Genomic DNA, 21,806 nt, shown 5'->3' with positions numbered 1-21,806 from the left:
CGTGGAATGCTTATTAACTTAGCTGCATGCTATTTTGATTACTAATTATCAAAACAGATAAGCTAAATATCAAAATGGGTAATATGAAATATTGCAATCCACTTAGATTTGGCATCAGATACCGTTATAACCAATAATAACCTATTTAATTCCACGTCAAACCAATTTGTTCATTTTTTAAGCCCATAATCATTCCATGAGTTTTTTTAAACCTTTAAAATGCCTTTTGTCCGTATTTTTTGTTTTTTGGGGATCTATCACCCAAGCACAGCAGGATAAACCAACTACAGGCGGCAATATCCAAAAGCAATCGTCCAACCCAGCAGAGGTATTTTTGTCTCCTCCGTTAAGTGCAAGCCCTGGAGTATTATGGATGTGGATGGGATCTAACCTAAGCAAAGCCGGTATAACCAAAGATCTGGAGGCATTGAAAAAAGAAGGATTTAACAGCACAACGATGTTTAGTCTTGCAGATGCCACTACTCCATGGGCAGGAGAAATTAAAAAAAGCCCGACGCCCGAAATTATTTCGTGGACCGAACCCTGGTGGAAAATGGTGCGTCACGCGGCAGAAGAATCAAAAAGGCTTGGAATGGACTTCGGGATGTTTAATGGACCTGGCTATGAATCAAGCGGTGGCCCGTGGATAACTCCGGAAAACTCGATGCAGGAAATTTGCTGGTCAACAGATACAGTAACAGGTGGAGTATCTGATCATATTAAGCTCGCCCGCCCAAAAGTAAACCCACGAGGTCATACCCCCTACCCGGTTTATAATGAGGAAACTGGCCTTGTTGAAATTCCTAAAATTGCAGCGCGAAGTACCTACTATAAAGATATAGCTGTATTGGCTCTGCCAGTTAGCGGCATTGTACCTGCTGATAAAGTAATAGACCTTACCAGTAAAATGCAACCCAATGGTCAATTAAATTGGGAAGTGCCAGCCGGAAAATGGATTATATACAGGTTTGGCCATACTACAACCGGCACGTTAATACAGCCCGCCCAATGGAAAGCGACCGGACTTGAATGTGATAAAATGAGCCGGGAGGCTGTAACCTTTCATATTGACCACGTGGTGGGCGAAATAAAAAAACACCTTGGCGACCTGATAGGTACAGGCTTTAAAAGTGTTCATTTTGACAGCTACGAAGCCGGTTACCCTACCTGGACCCCAAAAATGAGCCAGGAGTTTGCTGCCAGAAGAGGGTACGAAATTACTAAGTACCTGCCAACATTTGCCGGCAGGATCATAGGGACAGACCGCCGCGATTCATCATTATTTGTAAACGATTTTAATGTAACTGTAAAGGATTTGTACAGGGATGTTTACTTCGCCATTATAGCGAAAAAACTACGCGAAGCAAACCTTATATTTTTATGCGAGCCCTATGGCGGCCCCTGGAGGAAGGATGAGGTGATGCCTTATGTAGAGCGGGTAATGACCGAGTTTTGGACTTTTGGCGGGAGATATTCTCCTTATGAGCTTCAGCCAACTGTGGCTGCGTTAAGAAAATCAGGACAGAATATTATTGAGGCTGAGGCGTTCACCGGCGATCCGCACGATAGCAAATGGGATGAAACACCAGAATGGCTTAAACCAATGGGCGATGCCGCTTTTTGCGACGGCGTAAACCGCATGGTAATACACCGGTTTGTACAGCAGCCATGGGATGACAAATACAAACCAGGACTAACTATGGGAGAATGGGGTACCCACTTTGATCGTACTCAAACCTGGTGGGAACCCGGCAAAGCCATGATCAAATACTGGCAACGTTGCCAGGCATTATTACAATGGGGTACAATTGCACTACCATCGGCAAATGATTTTTTGGTAAGTCAATCTACCGGAAATATAGTTGTAAAGTACATTCATCGCAAGCAAAAGCTTGTTGATGTGTATTTTGTAGCCAATGTTTCGCGCAATGCGGGCAAAGCCGTTTGCAGCTTTAATGTGATGGATATACAGCCAGAATTGTGGGACCCATTAACAGGTACAATGCGCGATTTACCCAATTTTAAAGCAGATGGCGTTAACACAGAAATCCCTCTTGATTTTGATAAAGCACAAAGTTTTTTTATAGTATTCAGAAAAAAAGCAGTTACTAATACTGCAGCCTATAAAGAAAACTTTCTGCCGAAAAGGGAAGCCCTTGCTATAAATGGCCCGTGGGAGGTTAAGTTTGATAAACAATGGGGTGGTCCTGCAAAGCCTGTGACTTTTAAAACGTTGCAGGATTGGACCCAACAACCAGAAAAGGGTATTAAATACTTTAGCGGTACAGCTGTTTATAAAAAAACATTTGATGCGCCTTTAAACAACAGCACAGATTCGTTATACCTTGACCTGGGTGTGGTAAAACATCTTGCCCGCGTTATTTTAAACAATAAAGACCTGGGTGTTTTATGGACCGCGCCCTGGAGCGTAAAACTACCAGCCAATTTACTAAAGCCAAAGGGAAATACACTTGTAATTGAAGTTACCAATGTATGGGCCAACCGCCTCATTGGCGATGAGCAGGAACCCGCTGACACAGAATGGCTGCCTGGCCATCGCGAAGGTCATTTTTTAAAGGAGTTCCCGGATTGGTTCCTTAATAACCAAAGCCGGCCATCAAAAGGGCGTTACTGTTTTACAACCTGGAATTATTTTGATAAAAACTCGCCGTTGATATCCTCGGGTTTGCTTGGCCCGGTAACTATTACCAGTGAATAATTTTAATTCTTTTTAATAAATAAAATATATGAGCCGAAGTGTTAAAAATGTTTATGTATGTGGTTTATTGCTATTTGCCTCGCTAAAAATATCCGCCCAGGTCGCTGTATCGGCTTTACGGTGCGAATACAGGGATGCGCCTATGGGCATCAATACGCCAAATCCGCAGCTTAGCTGGCTTTTGTCATCTAAAGCCCAAAATGTTAAACAAACTGCCTATCGCATATTGGTTGCTGATGATCCATTGCTGTTGCAGAAAAACGAGGGAAACATTTGGGACACCAGGAAGACGGCGTCCGATCAATCCATACAAGTTATTTTCTCAGGCAAAAAATTAACAGCTGCAAAGGTTTATTACTGGAAATTGATGGTTTGGGATAATCATGGTAAACCATCGGCCTGGAGCAAGCCTTCAGAATGGCAAATGGGTTTATTAACTGCCGGTGACTGGAAGGGTGCAAAATGGATAGCCTATGAAAAAATCCCCGATTCATTGCGTATTGTGCCCGCAATAGCTAACCCGGATGATAGCAGGTGGAATAAAGGCAAAGATATTTTACCCTTAATGCGCAAGGAGTTTAGCGTAAACAAGGAAATTAAAAAGGCGACTATATTTATTACCGGCCTTGGTCAGTTTGATTTGAGTATCAATGGCAAAAAGGTTGGCGACCATTTTTTAGATCCAGGTTGGACCCAATATGATAAGCATGCTTTATACGTTTCTTTTGATATTACTAACAACCTTGTAAAAGGCAATAACGTGTTTGGAGTGATGTTGGGGAATGGCTTTTATTACATCCCCGGCGAGCGCTATCATAAACTGAAGGGTGCTTACGGCTATCCCAAAATGATATGCCGTACATTAATTGAATACAAAGACGGTACAACAGAGAATATGGTGAGTGATGAAACCTGGAAGACTGCTCCCGGCCCCGTTACGTTTTCGAGCATTTATGGCGGCGAGGATTATGATGCCACCTTATACCGCGAGGGTTGGAATAAAACGGGCTTTAATGATACGCAGTATAGAAAAGCGGTTGTGGTATCTGGTCCGCCGGTACTTGAAGCACAGGCAGAGGAGCCGTTAAAGATATTTGATCAGTTTACAGTTAAAAAAATCACACAACCCAAGCCAGGGGTTTGGGTATATGATATGGGTCAAAATGCATCGGCCATTCCGCAAATAACGGTAAAAGGCAAGCGTGGAGCTGTTATAAAAATTACACCTGCCGAGTTATTGGATGATAACGGATTGGTTATGCAGGCACCCGTTGGAAGCCCTGTTTATTTTAATTATACGCTTAACGGGCAGGGTACAGAAACATGGCATCCGCAGTTTATGTATTATGGTTTCCGCTATGTTCAGGTTGAAGGCGCAGTGCCTGCAGACCAGGCCGGGAGTTCGCAACTGCCTGCCATAGTAGAAATCAAGAGCCTCCATACCCGCAATAGCGCTGCTACAATAGGATCATTCAACTGTACAAATGAATTGTTTAATAAAATATTTAAGCTGATTGATTGGGCTATAAAAAGCAATACAGCCAGTGTTTTTACCGATTGCCCTCACCGGGAAAAACTTGGTTGGCTGGAAGAAGCGCACCTGGTTGGCAGCTCAATACATTATAACTACGATATAGCTACGCTTTGCCGCAAAGTGATAAAGGATATGATAAACGCGCAAACCAAAGATGGCTTAATACCAGATATAGCGCCCGAGTTTGTGCAGTTTGGTGGTGGTTTCCGCGATTCGCCGGAATGGGGAAGCAACGGTATTATTTTGCCTTATTATGTTTACCAATGGTATGGTGATAAACAAATATTGCAGGAAAGTTATGATATGATGACCCGTTATGTTGCCTACCTTGAAAAAAAATCAAAGGGCCATATCCTGTACTTTGGTCTTGGCGATTGGTATGATATAGGGCCGAGGGATTTGGGGCCATCGCAGTTAACGCCATCAGGAATAACCAGTACCGCCATTTATTATTATGATTTAACACTGCTATCAAAAATTGCCCGTTTACTAAACAAGCCCGAAGATGAAAAAAAATATGCTGCTTTAGGCACCGAGGTAAAAATGGCTTACAACAAAACGTTTTTTAATCCGCAAACAAGCCAGTACGGTACAGGTAGCCAGGCGGCAAACGCCATGTCGGTATATATGGGACTGGTTGCGCCCGGGTATAAAAACAAGGTGGTGGCCAACATTGTACAGGATATTCGTAACCATAACAACGGAATTACAGCGGGAGATATTGGTTACCGCTATTTATTAAGGGTATTGGATGACGCGGGCCGATCCGACGTGATATTTGATATGAATAACAGATCAGATGTGCCGGGTTATGGTTACCAGATTGCGCAGGGAGCGACATCACTTACCGAATCATGGCAAGGGAACCGCATATCCAGCAATAACCATTTTATGTTGGGCCATTTAATGGAATGGTTTTACAGTGGCCTTGGGGGCGTCAGGACAGACACCGGATCAATAGGTTTTCGCCATATCATCATTCGCCCCGAGCCGGTAGGTGATGTAGACGAGGTGAAAGTAAATTATCAATCCCCGTATGGTAATATTAGTAACGAATGGAAAAAAACAACCGCTACGTTTTATATGAACACAACTATCCCGGTTAATGCCAGCGCAATTATTTATTTACCGGCCAAAAAAAATAGTTTAATCAGGGAAAGTGGTAAACGCATAAGCACCAATAAAAATATAAAACTTTTAAGATTTGAAAATGGCAAAGCGCTCATTGAAGTGGGATCTGGAAATTACTCCTTTTCCGTAATTGATAAATAGCAAAATGAAAAGGGTATTGCAGGAAGAACAAGACGCTCATAACACCTTTGCGTATAACACGTTCTACGATTCTGTCATAGTATCAATTTAAACCAGGTCGCAGCAAAGATTGCTGATAGCCCTTTATCTTTCTCATGTATAAGCGTTAAGGTTGTTGCATTATGAAGGAGCGGCAAAATGCTGAGCCGCTGTAATTAAACGTTTGAGCACACTACCTGTTAATGCGTCAGTTGATTTCTCATCACTGGTAAAGCATACATTGTCGCTATTGCATTACTTTGCCCTTTCCCAGGCACTTGTCAGGCCAAATAAAGACATACCAACGTATCTCCTGATATTCAGCTTAGTACCCTTTAGTTTCAAGGGTACAGCTGTATATTTCACTTCTGGGTTTAAAACATTGTGTTGAACAACCGGCAACTTTATTTAATTTTAATAACGACTTTTCCTTTGGCCCGTCCGCTTTCAACATAAGTGATTGCTTCTTGGATCGATTCGAATGGAAAAACTTTATCTACAACAGGTATGATAGTACCGCAATTTATAAGAGAAGTGATCTCCTTTAGCTGGGCTCCGCTCGCCTTCATAAACAGAAAGGAAAAGCCCACATTAAGCTGTTTGGCTTTTTTTCTTACTCCCGCGCTCAAAAGGCGCATGATTAATTTTACGTACCAGGGGGCCCCGATTTCTTCTGCAAAGTCCCGATCAGGCGGGCCAGAGATCGAGATGAGTTTTCCACCCGGTTTTAATACGCGCAACGATTTTTCGAGCGTCTTTCCATCCTGACTATTCAAAACCAGGTCGTACCCATGCAGCACTTTCTCAAAGTCATCTTTCTTATAGTCGATAACCACATCTGCTCCGAGGCTTTTAACCAGCTCGGTGTTAGCTCCACTTGTAGTAGTAGCTACGGTAGCACCCAAATGTTTCGCCAGTTGAATGGCAAATGTGCCCACGCCACCGGAGCCTGCCTGGATGAATACTTTTTGCCCTTTTTTCAGGTTCCCTTTTTCGATCAGTGCCTGCCAGGCGGTCAGGCCCACCAGCGGGATAGATGCGGCTTCTTCCATGCTCAGCCTTTTCGGCTTAAGCGCTAAATCAGCTTCCTTAACAGCAATAAAATCCGCAAAAGTTCCAATCCGATGATCTGCCGGTCGCGCATAAACCTCGTCCCCAACTTTAAATTGTTGCACCCGGGCCCCAACCCTGGTCACAATACCTGCCACATCATGGCCCAAAACAAACGGGGTTTTATACGGTAAAATGAGTTTGAACTCCCCGTTGCTGATTTTGGAATCCAAGAGGTTGATACCGGCAGCATGTACTTCCACCAATACTTCATCTGCCTGTGGTTCCGGTACAGGCATTTGCCCGATGCGTCCGCCATCCTTGCTTTTGTACTTGTCTATAATGAATGCTTTCATTTTTTTATTTTATATGTTTGATGAGAATGGTTTCTACGATTGTAATAGCCCGTAACTTTTCTTGGGATTAACCAAACCAAAAGCAATTCCTGGAAAAAGCCGGTTGACGATATACAATGCTTTTGTATCACCTACACGGATGGTAAACTGATCCTTCTTGATACCTGCAATAAGCGCTTTTACCAAACCTTCTGTAGTCATTTTTTTGCCGTTCCTCTCAGCCGTCATTTCTGTAGCCACAACAGGAGGCAAAAGTTCAAATACTTTCAGGTTACTGTTTATAATTTGCAGGTGCTTTCTAAGTGTTTCTGTGTAAAACCGCAATGCTACTTTAGAAGCCGAGTAAGTTGCTTCCAGTAATGATGGAACATAACTGAGTATGGAAGTTGTGTTGATAATGGCGCCTTCCGCCCTTGATTTCAGCATATCGAGGAAAAGGTTATTAAGCCGGATCACCCCCAGGTAATTGACGTTCATTTCATACGCCGCGTCTTCAATATGCTGATCATTTACTATTCCCAGGTTGATAGGGGCAGTTAACACTCCTGCGTTATTATATAAAATGTCTATACCGCCCAGTTGCTGTACTTGGGTTAAAAGCTTTTGGGCGTCACCCGCATCCGACACATCACTTTTAATGGCCGTGATAGCAGGATACAGTTTCTTTGCTTCATTTAACTTTTCCTGGTTTCTGCCGGTGATGATGACATTTGCGCCATTGGCTAAAAATTGTTTTGCTGCTTCCAGCCCGATACCTGATGCACCACCTGTGATCAATACCGTTTTTCCTTTTAATTGCATGGTTTTATTTCTTTTGTTAATTCTATTTATTATCGTTTTTGCTGACTATGATAATTGAACTAGCGTTGGATAATCCGTATAACCTTTTTCTCCCGGCGTGTAGAAAGTCGACGGGTCGGCCTGGCTGAGCGGCGCGTTTGCTTTAAAGCGCTCAACAAGATCAGGGTTGGCAATAAAGGGAACCCCAAATGATACCAAGTCGGCATCACCGTCGTTCAATACCTGGCTGGCTGTAACCTTGTTAAATCCGCGGTTAATGATAATAGTGCCGTCATAAAGCGGGCGGTAACGTTTGGCAACTTCTTCAATAGCCCAAGGATTGCCCGATAGATCGGTAAAAGGCTCGGTCAGGTGCAGGTAAGCCAGGTCGTATTCATTCAATTTGGCAACGATGTAATCGTGCACAGCCACGGTTTCCTCGTCGAGCATCATACCCTGGATACCGTGAAGAGAAGGGTTTAATCTTACGCCTACTTTCCTTATGTCGATTACCGTGTGCAGTTCATCCAGGATGTCGAATAAAATGCGCGCACGGTTCTTAATAGAGCCGCCGTATTGATCCTGGCGTTTATTGGAATAAAGATTGAAAAACTGGTGCAACAGGTAGCCATTGGCTGCATGCAGTTCAACACCGTCGAAACCCGCCTCCACGGCGTTTGCGGCAGCCTGTTTAAAATCATGAATGGTCTTTTTAATTTGCCCCGGTGTCATCGCCCTGGCATCTACCGTGTCCTTAAACCCTTCGGGCGTGAAAGCCTGGGCCAGGGGATTGAGTGCTGATGGTGCCAGCGGAAGCTCCCCGTCAAGCAGATCGGGATGTGATAATCGTCCCACATGCCATAATTGGGCGAAAATCTTCCCGCCCTGCTGATGCACCGCATCTGTAACCAGTTTCCAGCCTTCAACCTGTTCTGCTGTATAAATTCCGGGTACATTAAGGTACCCTACAGCTTCACGGCTTACATAAGTTCCTTCAGTGATGATCAGGCCGGCAGAAGCGCGCTGCTGATAATAGCGTGCCGTCAGTTCTGTAGCCACATTGCCCGGATTAGCCGAACGGCTGCGGGTCATCGGTGCCATTACCATGCGGTTGCTCAGAGAAAGGCCATTTAAATTATATGGCTCGAAAATTATTTGATCATTCATTGTTTTGCATTTAAATTGTACCAGGAAGCAGGTTTACAGCCCTGGTTCATCGTTGTTTAATTTTTATTTTATACCTTTTAGTATATTTTTTATCGTTCTGATTGCTTGTCGTCTTTACTAAATAATGTCTGCGGAAGCGGACTGAGTACGCTGTCGAAAAATAGCTTTCGCGTTTAAAAAAAACCTTTTAGTATATTTTATATTAAAAAAAATTATATCGCATAACTTTCTAACTCCGCTTTCAGGCTCCTGAGCAAACCGGCCATTGGCTTTGCCGTATTCATCGCCCTGCACATCACAACGGCTCCTTCAACTGCAGACACCGCTTTGAACGCATAAACAGCCGGATCAAGCTGGTCAGAAAATTCACCGTTGGCAATGCCCTGGTTTAAAATACTCACAAACAATTCCTGTCCATGTCGGATGACTCCAGCTATTTTTTCTTTAATTGCCGGAAAGTTATCATCGGATTCCACCGCAATGTTAAATACAGGACATCCGCCTTTAAGGTAAGTATTTAAGGGATCTTTATAAAAATCGAGAAAAGCAAATACCTTAGCCTTCGCTGTTTTACCCTTGCTGATAGTTAACAACATTTTCTCGCCGTTAGTATTCAGCATGAAATCAACAACCTGTAAGGCAAGGTCTTCTTTTCCTTCAAAATGACCGTAAAGGCATCCTTTAGTCAATTTTGTGGCAGCAAGCACGTCGTCTATATTAGCGCCGGATATTCCTTTCTGATTAAAGATAGGCGCTGCTGTTTCCAGGATGAATTGCTTTGTTCTTTCGGCTTTAGTAAGCATGTCAATAGATTTTACGATACTAAAATATACTAAAAAGTTTAATTAAACAGACTTTTTAGTATATTATATTCTTTATGATAGGAGGATGACAATCAGGGTGATCCTGAAAATTAATTGAAGTGGCGCTACCTGAATAATCTGCTTAACAACAGGTTATAAACTGAGCCGTTTGCTTTTACTTATTATAATTTGCGAGAACACGACGCCCGTCATTGGTAATTATGCCGTTTATAAATAACTGGAGCGCTTCAAATATATCAGCCGGGGTTCTTACAGTATTATTAAACAGGTAAAAGTCTGCTACCGATATATAGATGCCCGCAGTGGCCGGCACATCCAGACCAGTCCGGTACAATCCCACTGCAATGCCATTTGATAAATTTGATTCAATAACCGTCTTCAGGTGATTGATTTTAAATTCATGGAACGCTTTCATGGCCCTCGGGTACCTTTTCAACATCATGTCGTTAAAAAGGTACCGTAAGACGATCAAATGTTTAAAAAGACCTTGCTGAAGAACCAACTCCTGCACCGGGTCATCCGAGGCGTCGGTATTTGAGCTGATGATATTTTTAGATTGTCCTATCAGCTGGTCAACAACAGCTTCGACAAGGATTCCCTTATTGGCAAAACATTGGTAAACGGTTTTCTTTGACATACCGGCAGTACTTGCCAGTTCATCCATCGTTACACTGATGATACCATGGTTGATAAAAAGCTCTATAGCAATATCAATCAGACGTTTTCTTTTATCTACCATTCCGGTTGCTTTAGTTGTTGACGGCTAACGCTTCAAGGATACTGTTTCTTAAGCTGGCTTCAGGGCTGATTTTCTGTTTTCGCAGTAACATAATTATATACCGCTGACCTTACATAAAAATCGGCAAATGCGGTAGCAACTGTGCTTGATGCCTGCTGGTAAGCAGTCTGAGCATCCAGTACCTCAGAAATGGTGGCCAAACCAGCCTTGTAATTATCCTGGTTAACTTTCAGATTTTCGGTAGCCTGTTCCAGGTTGTCTTTTGCATAGCTGATCTGCGTAAGCTGGTCCTGCATATCATACCAATAGCGTATTATGCCCACTGTCAGCTGGTTTTGTCCATCCCGGAAATCATTTTGAGCTATTTGCTCATTGATCCTTTGCTTCTGCATCTTTTGCTTACCCCGGCCCCATAAACCGCTGGAGATAGGAATACTTAAAGTGACAAAACTGGCGGGTGCAAAATTACTCCCGATCCCGCTGTTGATCGATCCCGTCTGCGATGCACTTAAACCGACTGCCAGGCTCGGCAGGTTGTCGGCACCCGCTAACCGGGTCTGTAGTTTTTCACCCACTATGCGTTTGGTTAATAACTGATAATTGGCATTGCGGGCCAAATTGGTATCGGGCTGCAAGGAAGGCAATACAGGGGTGCCGTTTTTATTAAGGGTGTCCTGCATCACCATGAGTGAATCAAAGGCAATGCCGGTGTACATAGAAAAATCCAGCAGGGCCACCCGGCGGCCATTTTGCAGCTTGCTTTTATTAACCAGCAACTGGCTAAGCTGAACTTTTACTTTGAGCAGATCGTTCCGGGCAATCAATCCGGATGCCAGCATATCTTTCTGCGTTTTTAGTACTGCGTTAAGCAATGTTTCATTGACCTGTATGGTTTTCTGTTGTTCCTGTATGTTTACCAGGTTCCAGTATTTCTGCTCGGTAAGCAATATTACAGAATCTGCTGACTGTTTTTTCCTGATCTGGCTAACCTGTAGCTGCAATGCCGCTAACTGGTTACCCGTTTTAATTTTGCCGCCAGCATACAGAGACTCCGTACCGGTTACGCCAAACAGGTAAAAGTTATTGATACCTTTTTCCAATAATGGCGGCGCGGCCGATACGAAGTCTTTAAACCCGAATAAACCCACCCCGGTTGCGCTGACCGATGGGAGATAATCTGACTTGGCTGCAGCCACATCGGTTTTTGCAGAGCTTATCCTCAGCTCACCATTTTTTAAAGCGTAACTGTAGGCTATGGCAGCCTGTTTACTTTCCTGCAGGGATATGATATGCTGCTGGGCCCCGGCCTGCAGACATGTAAAAGTGAATATTGATAATAGGAATGTTTTCATGATAATGAGCTTATGCAGTTACAAGTTCCGGTGTTTTGCTTTCCGGATGCTTTTGATCCTCCTTGCGGAAGAACAGCCAGTATAGCGTTGGCAGCACGAATAGAGTCAGCAACATGGATAACAGTAACCCGAAACAGATCACAGTACCCAACGGCCCCCATAAGGATGACCTGCTGATCACCATCGGTATTACACCCACAGCCGCTGCCGAAGAGGTTAAAAAGATTGGCCGCATCCTGCGTTCGGCAGAAAGCTTTGCAGCTTCAAAAACAGATTTACCCTCATGTAATCGTAGTTCTTCCGCAAAATCTATCAGGATGATACCATTACGAACTACAATTCCGCAGAGCGCAAGTAAACCGAGGAATGACGTAAAGCCAAAGGGATAGCCCATAATAAAAAGGCCAAAAGAGGCACCCAATAAGCTTAATGGCATAGTGGTAATACTCAATAGGGCATGTTTAAGGTGTTTAAAGTGCCATAATAAAATCAGGAATATCAATATGATACTTACACCAAGCGCGATACCCATTGGGCCCTGGTTCTCTCCCTGCAATTCCAGTTCGCCCCCGTAACGCAGGTCAACGCCGGCGGGAAGTTTTATTTTTTCGATGGCCGGTTGCAGTTCCAGCAATACGGCATTGGCAACAGCTTCCTGGGTTACGTCCATACGTACTGTCAGCGTACGTACACTGTTTCTGCGGGCAATCTGGCCATCATTCCACTCCGGGTTTACGTCTGCAACCTGCCTTAAAGGGATCAGGGATTTAGTTTGTGGGGCTACGATATTCAGGTCACGCAGGGCTGAAAGGTCACTCCGGGACGCTTTAGGCGATTTTATCTTTACATCTATGGCGTAATTGTTTTCCCAAACTTGTGTTGCTGTAATACCTTCTGAATGCATGGCTACTGCGTTGGCGATATCACTCTTGCTTAATCCAAGCCGTGCAGCTTCCGCTGTTTTTACATCTATTTTAAGGGTTGGCTGGATCTCGTTATAATCTGTCCGGGCCCAGGTAACCTGTTTATGCGTTTTACCAATGGCTAAAACCTGGTTAGCTACCTGTTTTAAGGCTGAAATATCATTTCCGCTGATCCTTACCTCGATAGGTGCCAGCGCATTGATCATGTTTAATTGTTTCATCCGAACATAAGCAGCCGGAAACAGGTTACTGTATTTATGCTGATAGTCAACAATTACCTCTGCGGTTGCGTCTTCAGATACTGTTTTGATCAGGATCTGTGCATAATTTTTTGATGGAAGATTTGGCGCATATACCGAGTGGAAACGCGGTGAACTACTGCCGATAAAGCTGGTATAATTAAGAATACGTTTATCCTGCTTTAATATCTTTTCCATTCCCTTCACCACACTATCCGTTTGCGAAAGCCTGTAGCCCGATGGCAGGTAGATCTCCATTGCAAATTGGTTTCGCTCTACTTTAGGAAACAACTGTTGCGGCAGTACTCCCATAATCCCTATGCCGATCACTACCGACAGCACCGCAAAAAATACGGTTAGCTTGTAATGTTTCATGGAATTGCCGATATGGTTATTAAAGAAATCCTGTAATCGATCCAGGAAAGATCTTTTTTCATCCGCCTTATTATGCAGCAAGCCTTTTTTGATGAACAGCGTATTGAAAAACGGCACCACCATCATGGAGATGATCAGCGACAGTGTCAAAGCGATCATGATCGTTACCGGGAACAGGCGGATAAAATCTTTTGCCGTACCGGTCATAAAAAATGCCAGTGGTACAAAGGTTGCTGATATGGCCAGCGTAGCAGTAAACACTGATGGAAACAATTCCTTGGCGCTGCTAATGGCGGCATCCCAAACAGACATGCCGTGGTCCAGCTTTTCTACGTGGTTATCAATTACCACAATAGGGTCATCAACCACAATCCCCAGTACCACAATCAACGCTGCAAGCGTAACGGTGTCCAGTTCTATACCGGTCATATACATAATACCCAGCGTTGCGGCTATGGTAATCGGTATAGTTGCGGCTGCAACCGCGGCAACCCTAAAAGGAAGCAAGAGTAAGGCAACGCACACCACGCCGATAAGCGCAAAAGCAAACTCTTTCATAAAGTGGCTGATCGAATCATCCACCACCTCCGGCTGATCGGCCAGTTTTACCAGTTGAATATCGGGCGGCAGGCGCTGCTTTACTTTTTCGATGTGTTCTTCCAGTTCTTTACCAAACTGCACGATGTTTTTGCCGGTGATCATTTCCAGCGATATCACGATAGATTTGGTACCGTTTGATGTTACATAGCTGTCCGGCTCGTCATATTCACGTTTCAGGCTAGCTACATCACGAAGGCGCACCGAATTGCCGTTAGCGTCCTGCCGGATGATCTGTTCGGCAAGTTCGGCCTCGGTTTTATAATAGGTGCTTAAATGAATAGGCTCATCTACCACCTTTCCTTCTACTTTACCGGTGGCGTTAATAGCGCCTTCATTTTGCAGCACCTGCATCACATTATTGACCGATATCCCCTTTTGCAGCAGTTTATTATTATCTACATAAACGGTGATCTGCTCGTTCAGGTTGCCGGTATGGGATATCTTGGCAACATCCTGTACCTGCCTCAGTTCTGCCTCTATGTCTTCTACATTACGGAGCAGTTCTTTATAGGGCCGTGTCTTGGATTCTACAGACAAGAGCATGGCAGAGGTATTACCGAAATCACTATCGATATAGAAGCCTTTAACTTCTTTAGGAAGCTGGCTTTGCAGGATCAGCATCCCGTTTTTGATTTTGTTCCAAAACGCTTTGGTTTGGATAGCATTTTGGTTATCCGCTACCTCCACAAAGATGTACATTACGCCATCCCGCGAAAAGGAGTAAGTTTTTTTCTTGTTAACTTCGTTATTACTAAAAAGGTATTCTTCTACTTTTTTTGTCAGCTGCTCTTCTACCTGTTTTGATGAAGCGCCGGGGTATTGCCCTACGATGAGACCCTGCCTGATGGTGAAATCCGGAAATTCGTTTCGTGGCATATTGAAAAGCCCGGATAAACCAAGCAGTACGAGTATGGCCGAAAGCGCAAGCGGGAATACATGGTACTCCATTGCCCATTCAATTAAATTTGAGTTCTTTTTCATGATATGGGCTTATTTACTGACAATTACAGGGGTTTGATCGGCAAGTTTCTGATAACCGGAGGTGATCACCTGCTCATTTCCGGCAAGTCCGGATTGGATGGCAATACCATTACTGTAAAGCTGACCGGTAATTACATCTTTCCGCACTGCCTTATTTTGAGCGTTCATAATGAATAAGAAGTTAGTCCCTTTATCATCTACCTGCACAGCCTGTACGGGTACAATAACTTCTTTAATATTAGAGGAGGCGACAGTGCCGGCAGTTTTGTTAAATATCACTTTACAAAGCATGCCTGGTCTTAACTTCATATCGTTATTGGCCAGCGATATTTTAAGGTTATAATTAGCGCTGCCGTTAAGCGCTAAAACGCCAACTTCAGATACCTTGCCTTGCAAAGGCTGATCCCCTAAGGCATCAATTTTTACCGTAGCCGGGGTTCCTGCTTTATAGTGGTTGATTTCACTTTCGGGCACTGCAACCAGCACCTTCACCGAACGGGTATCCAGCAACTGCAAAACCGACTGCCCAGGGTTAGCTACGGCACCTGCTTCAGCTTTCTTTTCACCAATATACCCGCTTACTGGTGCATAAAGGTGTGTATGGGCTATATTCTGGTAAGTTGCGCGGGCTGCGGAAGTTGCCTGTTCATAATTTGATTTTGCCTCCAGCATTTTTATTTCGGAAATGCTGCCTTTTTTAAATACATCGTTGATACGGGTGTAATTTTCTTCGGCAAGTTTAGCCTGAGCCAGCTGCGCATTATACTGGTTGCGGTATACCGTTTCATCTACAGCACCTACCAGTTGTCCTTTTTTAACGTAATCGCCAGTTAGTACCGGGAATGACAGGATAGTTCCGGAAACCTGAAAACTTAAATCAATTGTCTTTTCAGCTTCAAGAGTTCCGTCGTAAATGATCCTGTCGCCGGTTGACATGGAATCCGCACTCAAATTGAATACGTTTACTGCTAAAGTGTCCGGCCCGTTCTTTTGCTCTTTTTTACCTGAGCAGCCGGAAATCCAGATAGCGGCCATCATCGCTCCTGCAAGTGTAAGTTTGATTTTCATATAATTAAATTGAACATTATTTGTATTTATGTCGATTGTTATTTCATTGTTTATTAATCCCGCAACTGATTGTACTGAGCTATAAAAATTAAAAAATGAACTTAATATTTAACTTTTACTCTTATTTTGAAATCGCATCTGATTAAATAGCAAGTCCAAATATCTTCGACAAATATACGTTATTTGTTTTTATGATATTTTTAATAATTGTGTCATATTAATAATTCGCATATTCAGCTAAGCTTATAATTGGCAAAAAAGCCACAAACAAAAATTGTATTTTTGTCGAATCATGAAATCAGATCAAAACGATAGCATAAGGGAAGAGATCATCGCGGCAGCGGATGCGGTGTTTGAGCGTTACGGCTTTGTAAGGGTATCTATGCAGGATATATCAAATGAATGCAAAAAAGGGCGAAGTACGCTTTATCATTATTTTAAGAATAAAACAGAGGTGCTTGACGCTTTATGTCACAAAATATTTTCCCAATGCCTGGAGGAAAGCAAAGCCACGATAAGCAAACGACGTTCTTTTTCAGCCAATATAGAATCATTTAACGAGGTAAAGATCAAACGCCTGCGTGAAGTCGTTTTAAAATACAAGCTGGTTATAGAAGACATGAGGCAGGATCCCTCGCTGTTGATCATGCAATCCCGCATTATGTCTGAAGAGGAGATTCTGGTGGTGAAACTCATGATCAGCTGGGCATTGGAAAACAAGGAAATAGCAGAACTAAATGAGGAAGACAGCCAGTTTTTGGCGGAAACCTTACAAAGTGTTTTCAAGTGCTTTGATCAGGAAATTATTCTTTTTGGAAAGTTTCCGCAATTTGAAAGCAAAATAACCTGGCTGGCGCAAATAATGCATAAAGGCCTTATGTAATTGGTTTAGTTTTAGCCGGATAATCAGGTCTAATTTCTTTATTCAATATCGCTTTGCCTGAACTTGATATATTACAGTGCGTAAACAATCATCCAACTCATAAGGCATTGGTTATCAAACCCATTTAGGGACATTACAAATCCGCCCTTAACCCTGAACATAAAATATCTCAAACAGAACTTGCTGCCTTTTTCAAGCATTTTTTAGAGCCCAAACAATTCCGTTTCTCAGTTGATCCGGATTGTATCATTGAAAATATCGGATTGTTTTATGCCCAAGTCAAAAACTCAAGGGAAGCGGGACACCGTATTAGCAGAAAGAACATTCTGCAACTGAAAAACTATCGTGACGGTAGCACCAAGTTCACTTTTTATTTGAAAATTTCCGTCCAACTGCTTACTCAATGCCTTCATAATTTCCATACCTAAAGAGCTGGCTAATTTGGCATCAAAATCTTTTGGTAATCCCTTACCATTGTCTGATACGGTAAGTACAACAGAATTATTCCCGATAGATTGGAGTGCTACAATTATTTTGCCGCCTACTTTGCTAAACGCATATTTTATAGCGTTCGTTATAGCTTCGTTCAAAATGAGTCCGATTGGAACAGCCTGAGCTAAGTCTATTTCCATAGCGTCAACTAATTGCTCAAAACGGATCCTGCGGGCATTAACATTGAAAACATCTCCGAGATATTTTATAAGGTCAGAAACGTAAGCAGCCATATCAATACTGGCCACATTACTACCAGTATATAATTTTTGATGGATCAATGAAATTGTCTGTACCCTGTTCTGACTTTCTCGAATAGCTTCAAGCGCGTCAAGGTTTTTCAAGTAAGCAGATTGGGTATTCAGCAAGCTCATCACTATTTGCAAATTATTCTTTACACGGTGGTGCACCTCTTTCAATAACCAATCCTTTTCTATTACAAGGTTCTCCAATAGCTTATTCTGGAATTGAATTTCAGATTGTTTAATTTGTAATTGTACATTGTTTCTTTCTTTTAGCCGGTAACGGCTGTAAACAAGGCCTAATAATAACAACAACAACAAAGATCCGATTATTGTCCAGTTACGGCTTAGCTGTGCTTGTTGAAACTGAATTTGCCGCAATTGCGATTGCTTTTTCAGCAAATCAATATTTTTCATTTGTAACAGCAACGCATTATTCTTTTTCTGAGTTTCAAATTGTACCTGTAATAACGACGTTTGTTTATTCCGTTGTTCATTAAAGTTAGAATCTGCGAAGGTCTTATATAATTGGTGATGCTTTATCGCACTATAATATTTACTAAGGCCAGAATCTGCTTTAAACCACAGTAGTTGTGCTCTACTCATCCCAAGCCAAAAGTTTGCTTGTTTTGATTGGTTGTAATATTCTTTTATTAACGGATAGCTACGCCTATATTGGCGTGTTTCCACATAATATTTAATTAAAATAAATCCTACCTGGCCGCCAGGCTTCACATTTCCTTTGCTAAATAGCAAAGCCTCCAATTCATTGGCATAAACTTTGGCCATTTGATAGTCCCCCAAACCAAGATAAATATATAAAAATCCATAAAAAAGGTTGATTCGCCTCTCTGGTTGTTTATAAAACCCCATGGATGCCATACTTTTTAACAAAGAAAGAGCTTCGGAATACCTTTTCATATAATATAAGGCTTGAGCCATATTACGACCAACCACATCAATATAATTTTCATCCTGATATTTCCTGGCTATGGTAAACGCCAGCTTTAAATACTGATATGCCCGGGTATAATTTTGAAAATTGAAATAAGTTATAGCTACCCGATTATATATTGTGCATAATTGTAGTGTCTTGTCCTGCTGTTCTTCGGCTGTCTCAACAGCAAGTAAACCATACTTTAATCCGTTCACCACATCACCTTGAAATGTATAATTATCTCCCATTAGGCTATAAAGGCCCTGTAATTTTTTATAACCAATAGATTGGTAAATTGATAGCGCCGCGTTAAGATTTGCAAGCGGTTCGTCGACTTTTCCTTGTTGTTGTTGGAGGTCTGCCAAATCAATAAGTGTAGTAGCAGCACGCTCCTTTTCTTTCAACTTTAGAAAAACATCAATAGCTTTTTTATAATAAAATATTTTTTGTTCCAGGGCGCTGTCTGTATTGCCATAATGTTGACCAATAATTATGTAAGCATCTGCCACACCTTTCAAATCCTTTATTTTTGTGAATAACGACAAGGCCTTTTGCGATAATGTTAATCCAATATCATTCTTACCTTTTTTATTTGCAATTAGCGAAGCTATAAGAAGGCAACGGCCTTGACTTTTGACGTTTCCCAAATTGGCACTTAGTTTTTCTGCCTGCTTCAAAAGAATAGTCGCGCTATCAATGTCACCTTTGTTTGCACCGGATCTTAAGACAAGTTTTTTGCTTAAAGCCAGCAGTAACTGTACCTTGATGGTATCGGGCTCACTACGGCTAATTTTCCCCAATAGATCTTGAGTGGACTCATCCTCGAGGGTTTGGCAAACTGCATGAAACGATAATGCAAATAAAACAAGGGAGATGAGTAGTATTTTCAACATAACTTTTAAAGTTAATTGCCCCGATCAATTGGCCGCAAAAATTCGGCTCGCCTGGATCTGAATACATCCCTTATTGCTATAAATTTTACAAATATTAAGATCAGCTAAAATTTTTCTTAATAGTAAATTACCCAAGAATGGTTGAGCCTCAATGGGGATGATATACTGACAAAAGATAAGGCGGTTCCTGAACATTGTAAATATGTATAATTGCAAAAAAATGGCTATTAGTAGTCTTCTTATTCGGTCCATATGCAGTTATAGTACTTTTCAACTAAATCCATACCACAATCATAAAACATTAAATATCAAATAGTTAAAAATTAATCTACCGTAATAAGTTACGAAATATCATATCAAAAAAAATAGCTACGAAATATCGTAACTACCTGTCAAACATATGGGTGTTAATACAATAGCTCAAAAGCGCATATCAAACTCAAGAAATATTCTTTTTGTTCTACTTATCACATTTTATGTGCTGCCGGAATCACCGTTGGTTTATCACTGTCTTTAACATACACCACAAGTAATTTTGCCGGTTGGGTAAAACTGTCATTTCTGGCATCACTATGAAGGCCGTAGGGCGTTTCATAAAATGAATCACCTGCTTTGTAATGGTAGGTTTTTCCTTCAAAAACAGAGACTATTTCGCCTGAAATTAAATAGCCGAATGTAGGACAAGGATGCCTGTGAGCGGGCGATTTACTTCTTGGCGGAAAATCAACAACCATCATTTCCACAGATTTATTGGTAAACCCTTTTTCTTTAAGCAGCTGTGTCAATATAACATTATGGGCAGTGGCCATGTACTTTGTGCTATCGCCAACTGTTTGTTGGGTCTGCGAATACGCAGAAACGCCAGTGAACAGCATAATTATTGCAAGCATGCACCGCCTGCCATCAATTTTAAATTGTTTCATAATTGTATTGATTTTAATTGTTTGCATATTGATCATATCAACTTTTTTCACTTTTGTAGCTGCGCTGATAAGTATTTGTGAAGCATTGAACAAATCACATTGAGAATTCCGTCATTTTCTCTATATGGTAATCAATGCTCCAGCGGTGTGTTGGGAGTAGTGCCAGCAACAAACATGCAGCGCTATCTGTAAAAACGGAATAGTTAAAAGGCGATTTTATTCCTAAAAACACGGCCATACAAAGAGCAAAGGAAAGCAAAAGCAAGAAACCACACATAGCCGCTTCTTTAATCCTAAATCCGATCAGAAATAACAACCCAATACCGGCTTCGCCTATTGTAGCTATAAAACCCAAAATGCCTGCCATTGAACGGTTAAAAAAAGGCATAAGGCTATTGGTATAAGTCACAAAGTTTTCCCAGTTTCCCCAATCCACAAAGTTTCGGCCAGCAGGGCCGAGCCAGCCCAGGCGGTCGGCCACCGGTAAAATAAACCCGATGCCTAAGGCCAATCGGAGGTAAAGCTGAGCTCGCTGGTAAGTATTTTTCATACCGTTATAATTTGATTACAAAGATATTTACGCAGTAAGCTTTCATTGATTAATCATTTTCATATTGACATAGAAAGGATAAAACGGAAACTTTTTTGCCATTCATCAAAAAAGCCCGCACAAATCCGCGTGCGGCAATAAAACTTCAACACATCTGATCACAACATTCACTATAAGAACTTGCGCTGCAGGTTTAGCAAATAACACAAAATGCGCTTCGTTACGCCGAAAACTGCCTTAAGTGATAATCCAGATGCATGGAGCAGAGTTTACCCCACTGATTTACCGTTAGTGGTCCAAAATAGCAATGCGGATTCCACTGACTCTGCAGGGTAGCGTTGCTGGCGGCGTCAAGTATTTTGAGCAGTTGTTTCTTTTCATCTTCAAAATCAAACCTTGATTCGGGCGAAATTGCCATACATAAAGGTAACCGGAGGCCTTTTGGTTGGGCATTATATAAATTGATCACTATCCATTTGATAATGGTCCTGGAAAAAAAATAACTTTCATCAGGTAAATCATAAAAGCCTTGCCCACTACCCATGGACAGATTAACATGGTGCAGCATTTGTTCTACCCGCATATTGCCCCATTGCCCTGGTGTCCCCTCCTTTAGTTTTTCTATTCGGGCCTTAAGAGCCAGATATTTAATTTTCGTGAAAAAATCAGCGCCATTCACACGCTTTACTGTAATCGACTCGAAAAAGTATCCTGACAACGCTATAAAGGAACTCCAGAGTTGCTTGTTGATAATTGACCTCTTTTTTTTCATTTTTCAATCGTTTAGCGGTATTATTTATTACGGATTTGATAAAAGCAAAAATCAATGTTTAGAAATGGCCACGCATTCTCTTAGTTTTATAGTAAACAGGGAATGTTATGACAACTT

Annotated in this window: 15 protein-coding genes; 3 read left to right on the top strand and 12 right to left on the bottom strand. The window is 42.1% G+C overall.

Annotated features, from left to right (window positions below; genetic code table 11):
- The first annotated feature begins 196 nt into the window (after positions 1 to 196).
- Both AC1DYB_RS00660 and AC1DYB_RS00655 read left to right on the top strand, forming a co-directional pair.
- The gene (locus tag AC1DYB_RS00660) at positions 197 to 2,719 is read left to right on the top strand and encodes a glycosyl hydrolase (RefSeq protein WP_477431550.1); all 2,523 of its coding nucleotides are present in this window, start codon (positions 197 to 199) and stop codon (positions 2,717 to 2,719) included.
- Positions 2,720 to 2,747: 28 nt separating this feature from the next.
- Complete coding sequence (locus AC1DYB_RS00655) at positions 2,748 to 5,525, top strand: family 78 glycoside hydrolase catalytic domain (RefSeq protein ID WP_477431548.1); 2,778 nt, start codon at positions 2,748 to 2,750, stop codon at positions 5,523 to 5,525.
- A gap of 422 nt (positions 5,526 to 5,947) precedes the next feature.
- On the opposite strand, the gene AC1DYB_RS00650 is transcribed toward AC1DYB_RS00655, so the two are convergent.
- The 8 genes from AC1DYB_RS00650 to AC1DYB_RS00615 form a co-directional block, all read right to left on the bottom strand.
- Positions 5,948 to 6,949 carry an NADP-dependent oxidoreductase gene (locus AC1DYB_RS00650; RefSeq protein ID WP_477431546.1) on the bottom strand — a complete coding sequence of 334 codons (1,002 nt, stop codon included), beginning with the start codon at positions 6,947 to 6,949 and terminating at the stop codon, positions 5,948 to 5,950.
- A gap of 33 nt (positions 6,950 to 6,982) precedes the next feature.
- Positions 6,983 to 7,750 carry an SDR family oxidoreductase gene (locus AC1DYB_RS00645; RefSeq protein ID WP_477431544.1) on the bottom strand — a complete coding sequence of 256 codons (768 nt, stop codon included), beginning with the start codon at positions 7,748 to 7,750 and terminating at the stop codon, positions 6,983 to 6,985.
- A 45-nt stretch (positions 7,751 to 7,795) separates the two neighbouring features.
- Positions 7,796 to 8,896: an alkene reductase gene (locus AC1DYB_RS00640; RefSeq protein ID WP_477431542.1), complete on the bottom strand. Its 1,101-nt coding sequence runs from the start codon at positions 8,894 to 8,896 to the stop codon at positions 7,796 to 7,798.
- A gap of 212 nt (positions 8,897 to 9,108) precedes the next feature.
- Positions 9,109 to 9,699, bottom strand: a complete 591-nt coding sequence (locus AC1DYB_RS00635; RefSeq protein ID WP_477431540.1) for a TetR/AcrR family transcriptional regulator — start codon at positions 9,697 to 9,699, stop codon at positions 9,109 to 9,111.
- 175 nt (positions 9,700 to 9,874) lie between these two features.
- A complete protein-coding gene (locus AC1DYB_RS00630) occupies positions 9,875 to 10,459 on the bottom strand; it encodes a TetR/AcrR family transcriptional regulator (RefSeq protein ID WP_477431538.1) in 585 nt (194 codons plus the stop codon).
- Between the two features lie 59 nt (positions 10,460 to 10,518).
- Complete coding sequence (locus AC1DYB_RS00625; RefSeq protein WP_477431536.1) at positions 10,519 to 11,811, bottom strand: TolC family protein; 1,293 nt, start codon at positions 11,809 to 11,811, stop codon at positions 10,519 to 10,521.
- 10 nt (positions 11,812 to 11,821) lie between these two features.
- Entirely contained in the window at positions 11,822 to 14,929 is a 3,108-nt protein-coding gene (locus AC1DYB_RS00620) for an efflux RND transporter permease subunit (protein ID WP_477431534.1), read from the bottom strand.
- Positions 14,930 to 14,938: 9 nt separating this feature from the next.
- Positions 14,939 to 15,997, bottom strand: a complete 1,059-nt coding sequence (locus AC1DYB_RS00615) for an efflux RND transporter periplasmic adaptor subunit (protein ID WP_477431532.1) — start codon at positions 15,995 to 15,997, stop codon at positions 14,939 to 14,941.
- Between the two features lie 292 nt (positions 15,998 to 16,289).
- Between AC1DYB_RS00615 and AC1DYB_RS00610 the strand changes: the two genes are divergently transcribed.
- Positions 16,290 to 16,880 carry a TetR/AcrR family transcriptional regulator gene (locus AC1DYB_RS00610; RefSeq protein WP_295715161.1) on the top strand — a complete coding sequence of 197 codons (591 nt, stop codon included), beginning with the start codon at positions 16,290 to 16,292 and terminating at the stop codon, positions 16,878 to 16,880.
- A gap of 287 nt (positions 16,881 to 17,167) precedes the next feature.
- Here the strand turns inward: AC1DYB_RS00610 and AC1DYB_RS00605 are convergent, their stop codons facing one another.
- The 4 genes from AC1DYB_RS00605 to AC1DYB_RS00590 form a co-directional block, all read right to left on the bottom strand.
- Positions 17,168 to 19,444, bottom strand: a complete 2,277-nt coding sequence (locus AC1DYB_RS00605) for a histidine kinase dimerization/phosphoacceptor domain -containing protein (RefSeq protein WP_477431530.1) — start codon at positions 19,442 to 19,444, stop codon at positions 17,168 to 17,170.
- Between the two features lie 467 nt (positions 19,445 to 19,911).
- Complete coding sequence (locus AC1DYB_RS00600; protein WP_477431528.1) at positions 19,912 to 20,367, bottom strand: cupin domain-containing protein; 456 nt, start codon at positions 20,365 to 20,367, stop codon at positions 19,912 to 19,914.
- 94 nt (positions 20,368 to 20,461) lie between these two features.
- Positions 20,462 to 20,917, bottom strand: coding sequence for a hypothetical protein (locus AC1DYB_RS00595; RefSeq protein ID WP_477431526.1), 456 nt, complete (start codon positions 20,915 to 20,917; stop codon positions 20,462 to 20,464).
- A gap of 220 nt (positions 20,918 to 21,137) precedes the next feature.
- Positions 21,138 to 21,689: a DUF1569 domain-containing protein gene (locus AC1DYB_RS00590; protein ID WP_477431524.1), complete on the bottom strand. Its 552-nt coding sequence runs from the start codon at positions 21,687 to 21,689 to the stop codon at positions 21,138 to 21,140.
- Positions 21,690 to 21,806: the final 117 nt, after the last annotated feature.

The organism is Mucilaginibacter sp. P2_A4 (assembly GCF_056405015.1).
The sequence above is the reverse complement of the archived record's forward strand: the minus strand, read 5'-3'. Positions and strand labels throughout refer to the sequence as shown.

What these genes read in the sequence shown, in the direction of transcription:
- AC1DYB_RS00660 (WP_477431550.1), top strand. Translation starts at nt 197, where the DNA reads ATGAGTTTTTTTAAACCTTTAAAATGCCTTTTGTCCGTATTTTTTGTT.
- AC1DYB_RS00655 (WP_477431548.1), top strand. Translation starts at nt 2,748, where the DNA reads ATGAGCCGAAGTGTTAAAAATGTTTATGTATGTGGTTTATTGCTATTT.
- AC1DYB_RS00650 (WP_477431546.1), bottom strand. Translation starts at nt 6,949, where the DNA reads ATGAAAGCATTCATTATAGACAAGTACAAAAGCAAGGATGGCGGACGC.
- AC1DYB_RS00645 (WP_477431544.1), bottom strand. Translation starts at nt 7,750, where the DNA reads ATGCAATTAAAAGGAAAAACGGTATTGATCACAGGTGGTGCATCAGGT.
- AC1DYB_RS00640 (WP_477431542.1), bottom strand. Translation starts at nt 8,896, where the DNA reads ATGAATGATCAAATAATTTTCGAGCCATATAATTTAAATGGCCTTTCT.
- AC1DYB_RS00635 (WP_477431540.1), bottom strand. Translation starts at nt 9,699, where the DNA reads ATGCTTACTAAAGCCGAAAGAACAAAGCAATTCATCCTGGAAACAGCA.
- AC1DYB_RS00630 (WP_477431538.1), bottom strand. Translation starts at nt 10,459, where the DNA reads ATGGTAGATAAAAGAAAACGTCTGATTGATATTGCTATAGAGCTTTTT.
- AC1DYB_RS00625 (WP_477431536.1), bottom strand. Translation starts at nt 11,811, where the DNA reads ATGAAAACATTCCTATTATCAATATTCACTTTTACATGTCTGCAGGCC.
- AC1DYB_RS00620 (WP_477431534.1), bottom strand. Translation starts at nt 14,929, where the DNA reads ATGAAAAAGAACTCAAATTTAATTGAATGGGCAATGGAGTACCATGTA.
- AC1DYB_RS00615 (WP_477431532.1), bottom strand. Translation starts at nt 15,997, where the DNA reads ATGAAAATCAAACTTACACTTGCAGGAGCGATGATGGCCGCTATCTGG.
- AC1DYB_RS00610 (WP_295715161.1), top strand. Translation starts at nt 16,290, where the DNA reads ATGAAATCAGATCAAAACGATAGCATAAGGGAAGAGATCATCGCGGCA.
- AC1DYB_RS00605 (WP_477431530.1), bottom strand. Translation starts at nt 19,444, where the DNA reads ATGTTGAAAATACTACTCATCTCCCTTGTTTTATTTGCATTATCGTTT.
- AC1DYB_RS00600 (WP_477431528.1), bottom strand. Translation starts at nt 20,367, where the DNA reads ATGAAACAATTTAAAATTGATGGCAGGCGGTGCATGCTTGCAATAATT.
- AC1DYB_RS00595 (WP_477431526.1), bottom strand. Translation starts at nt 20,917, where the DNA reads ATGAAAAATACTTACCAGCGAGCTCAGCTTTACCTCCGATTGGCCTTA.
- AC1DYB_RS00590 (WP_477431524.1), bottom strand. Translation starts at nt 21,689, where the DNA reads ATGAAAAAAAAGAGGTCAATTATCAACAAGCAACTCTGGAGTTCCTTT.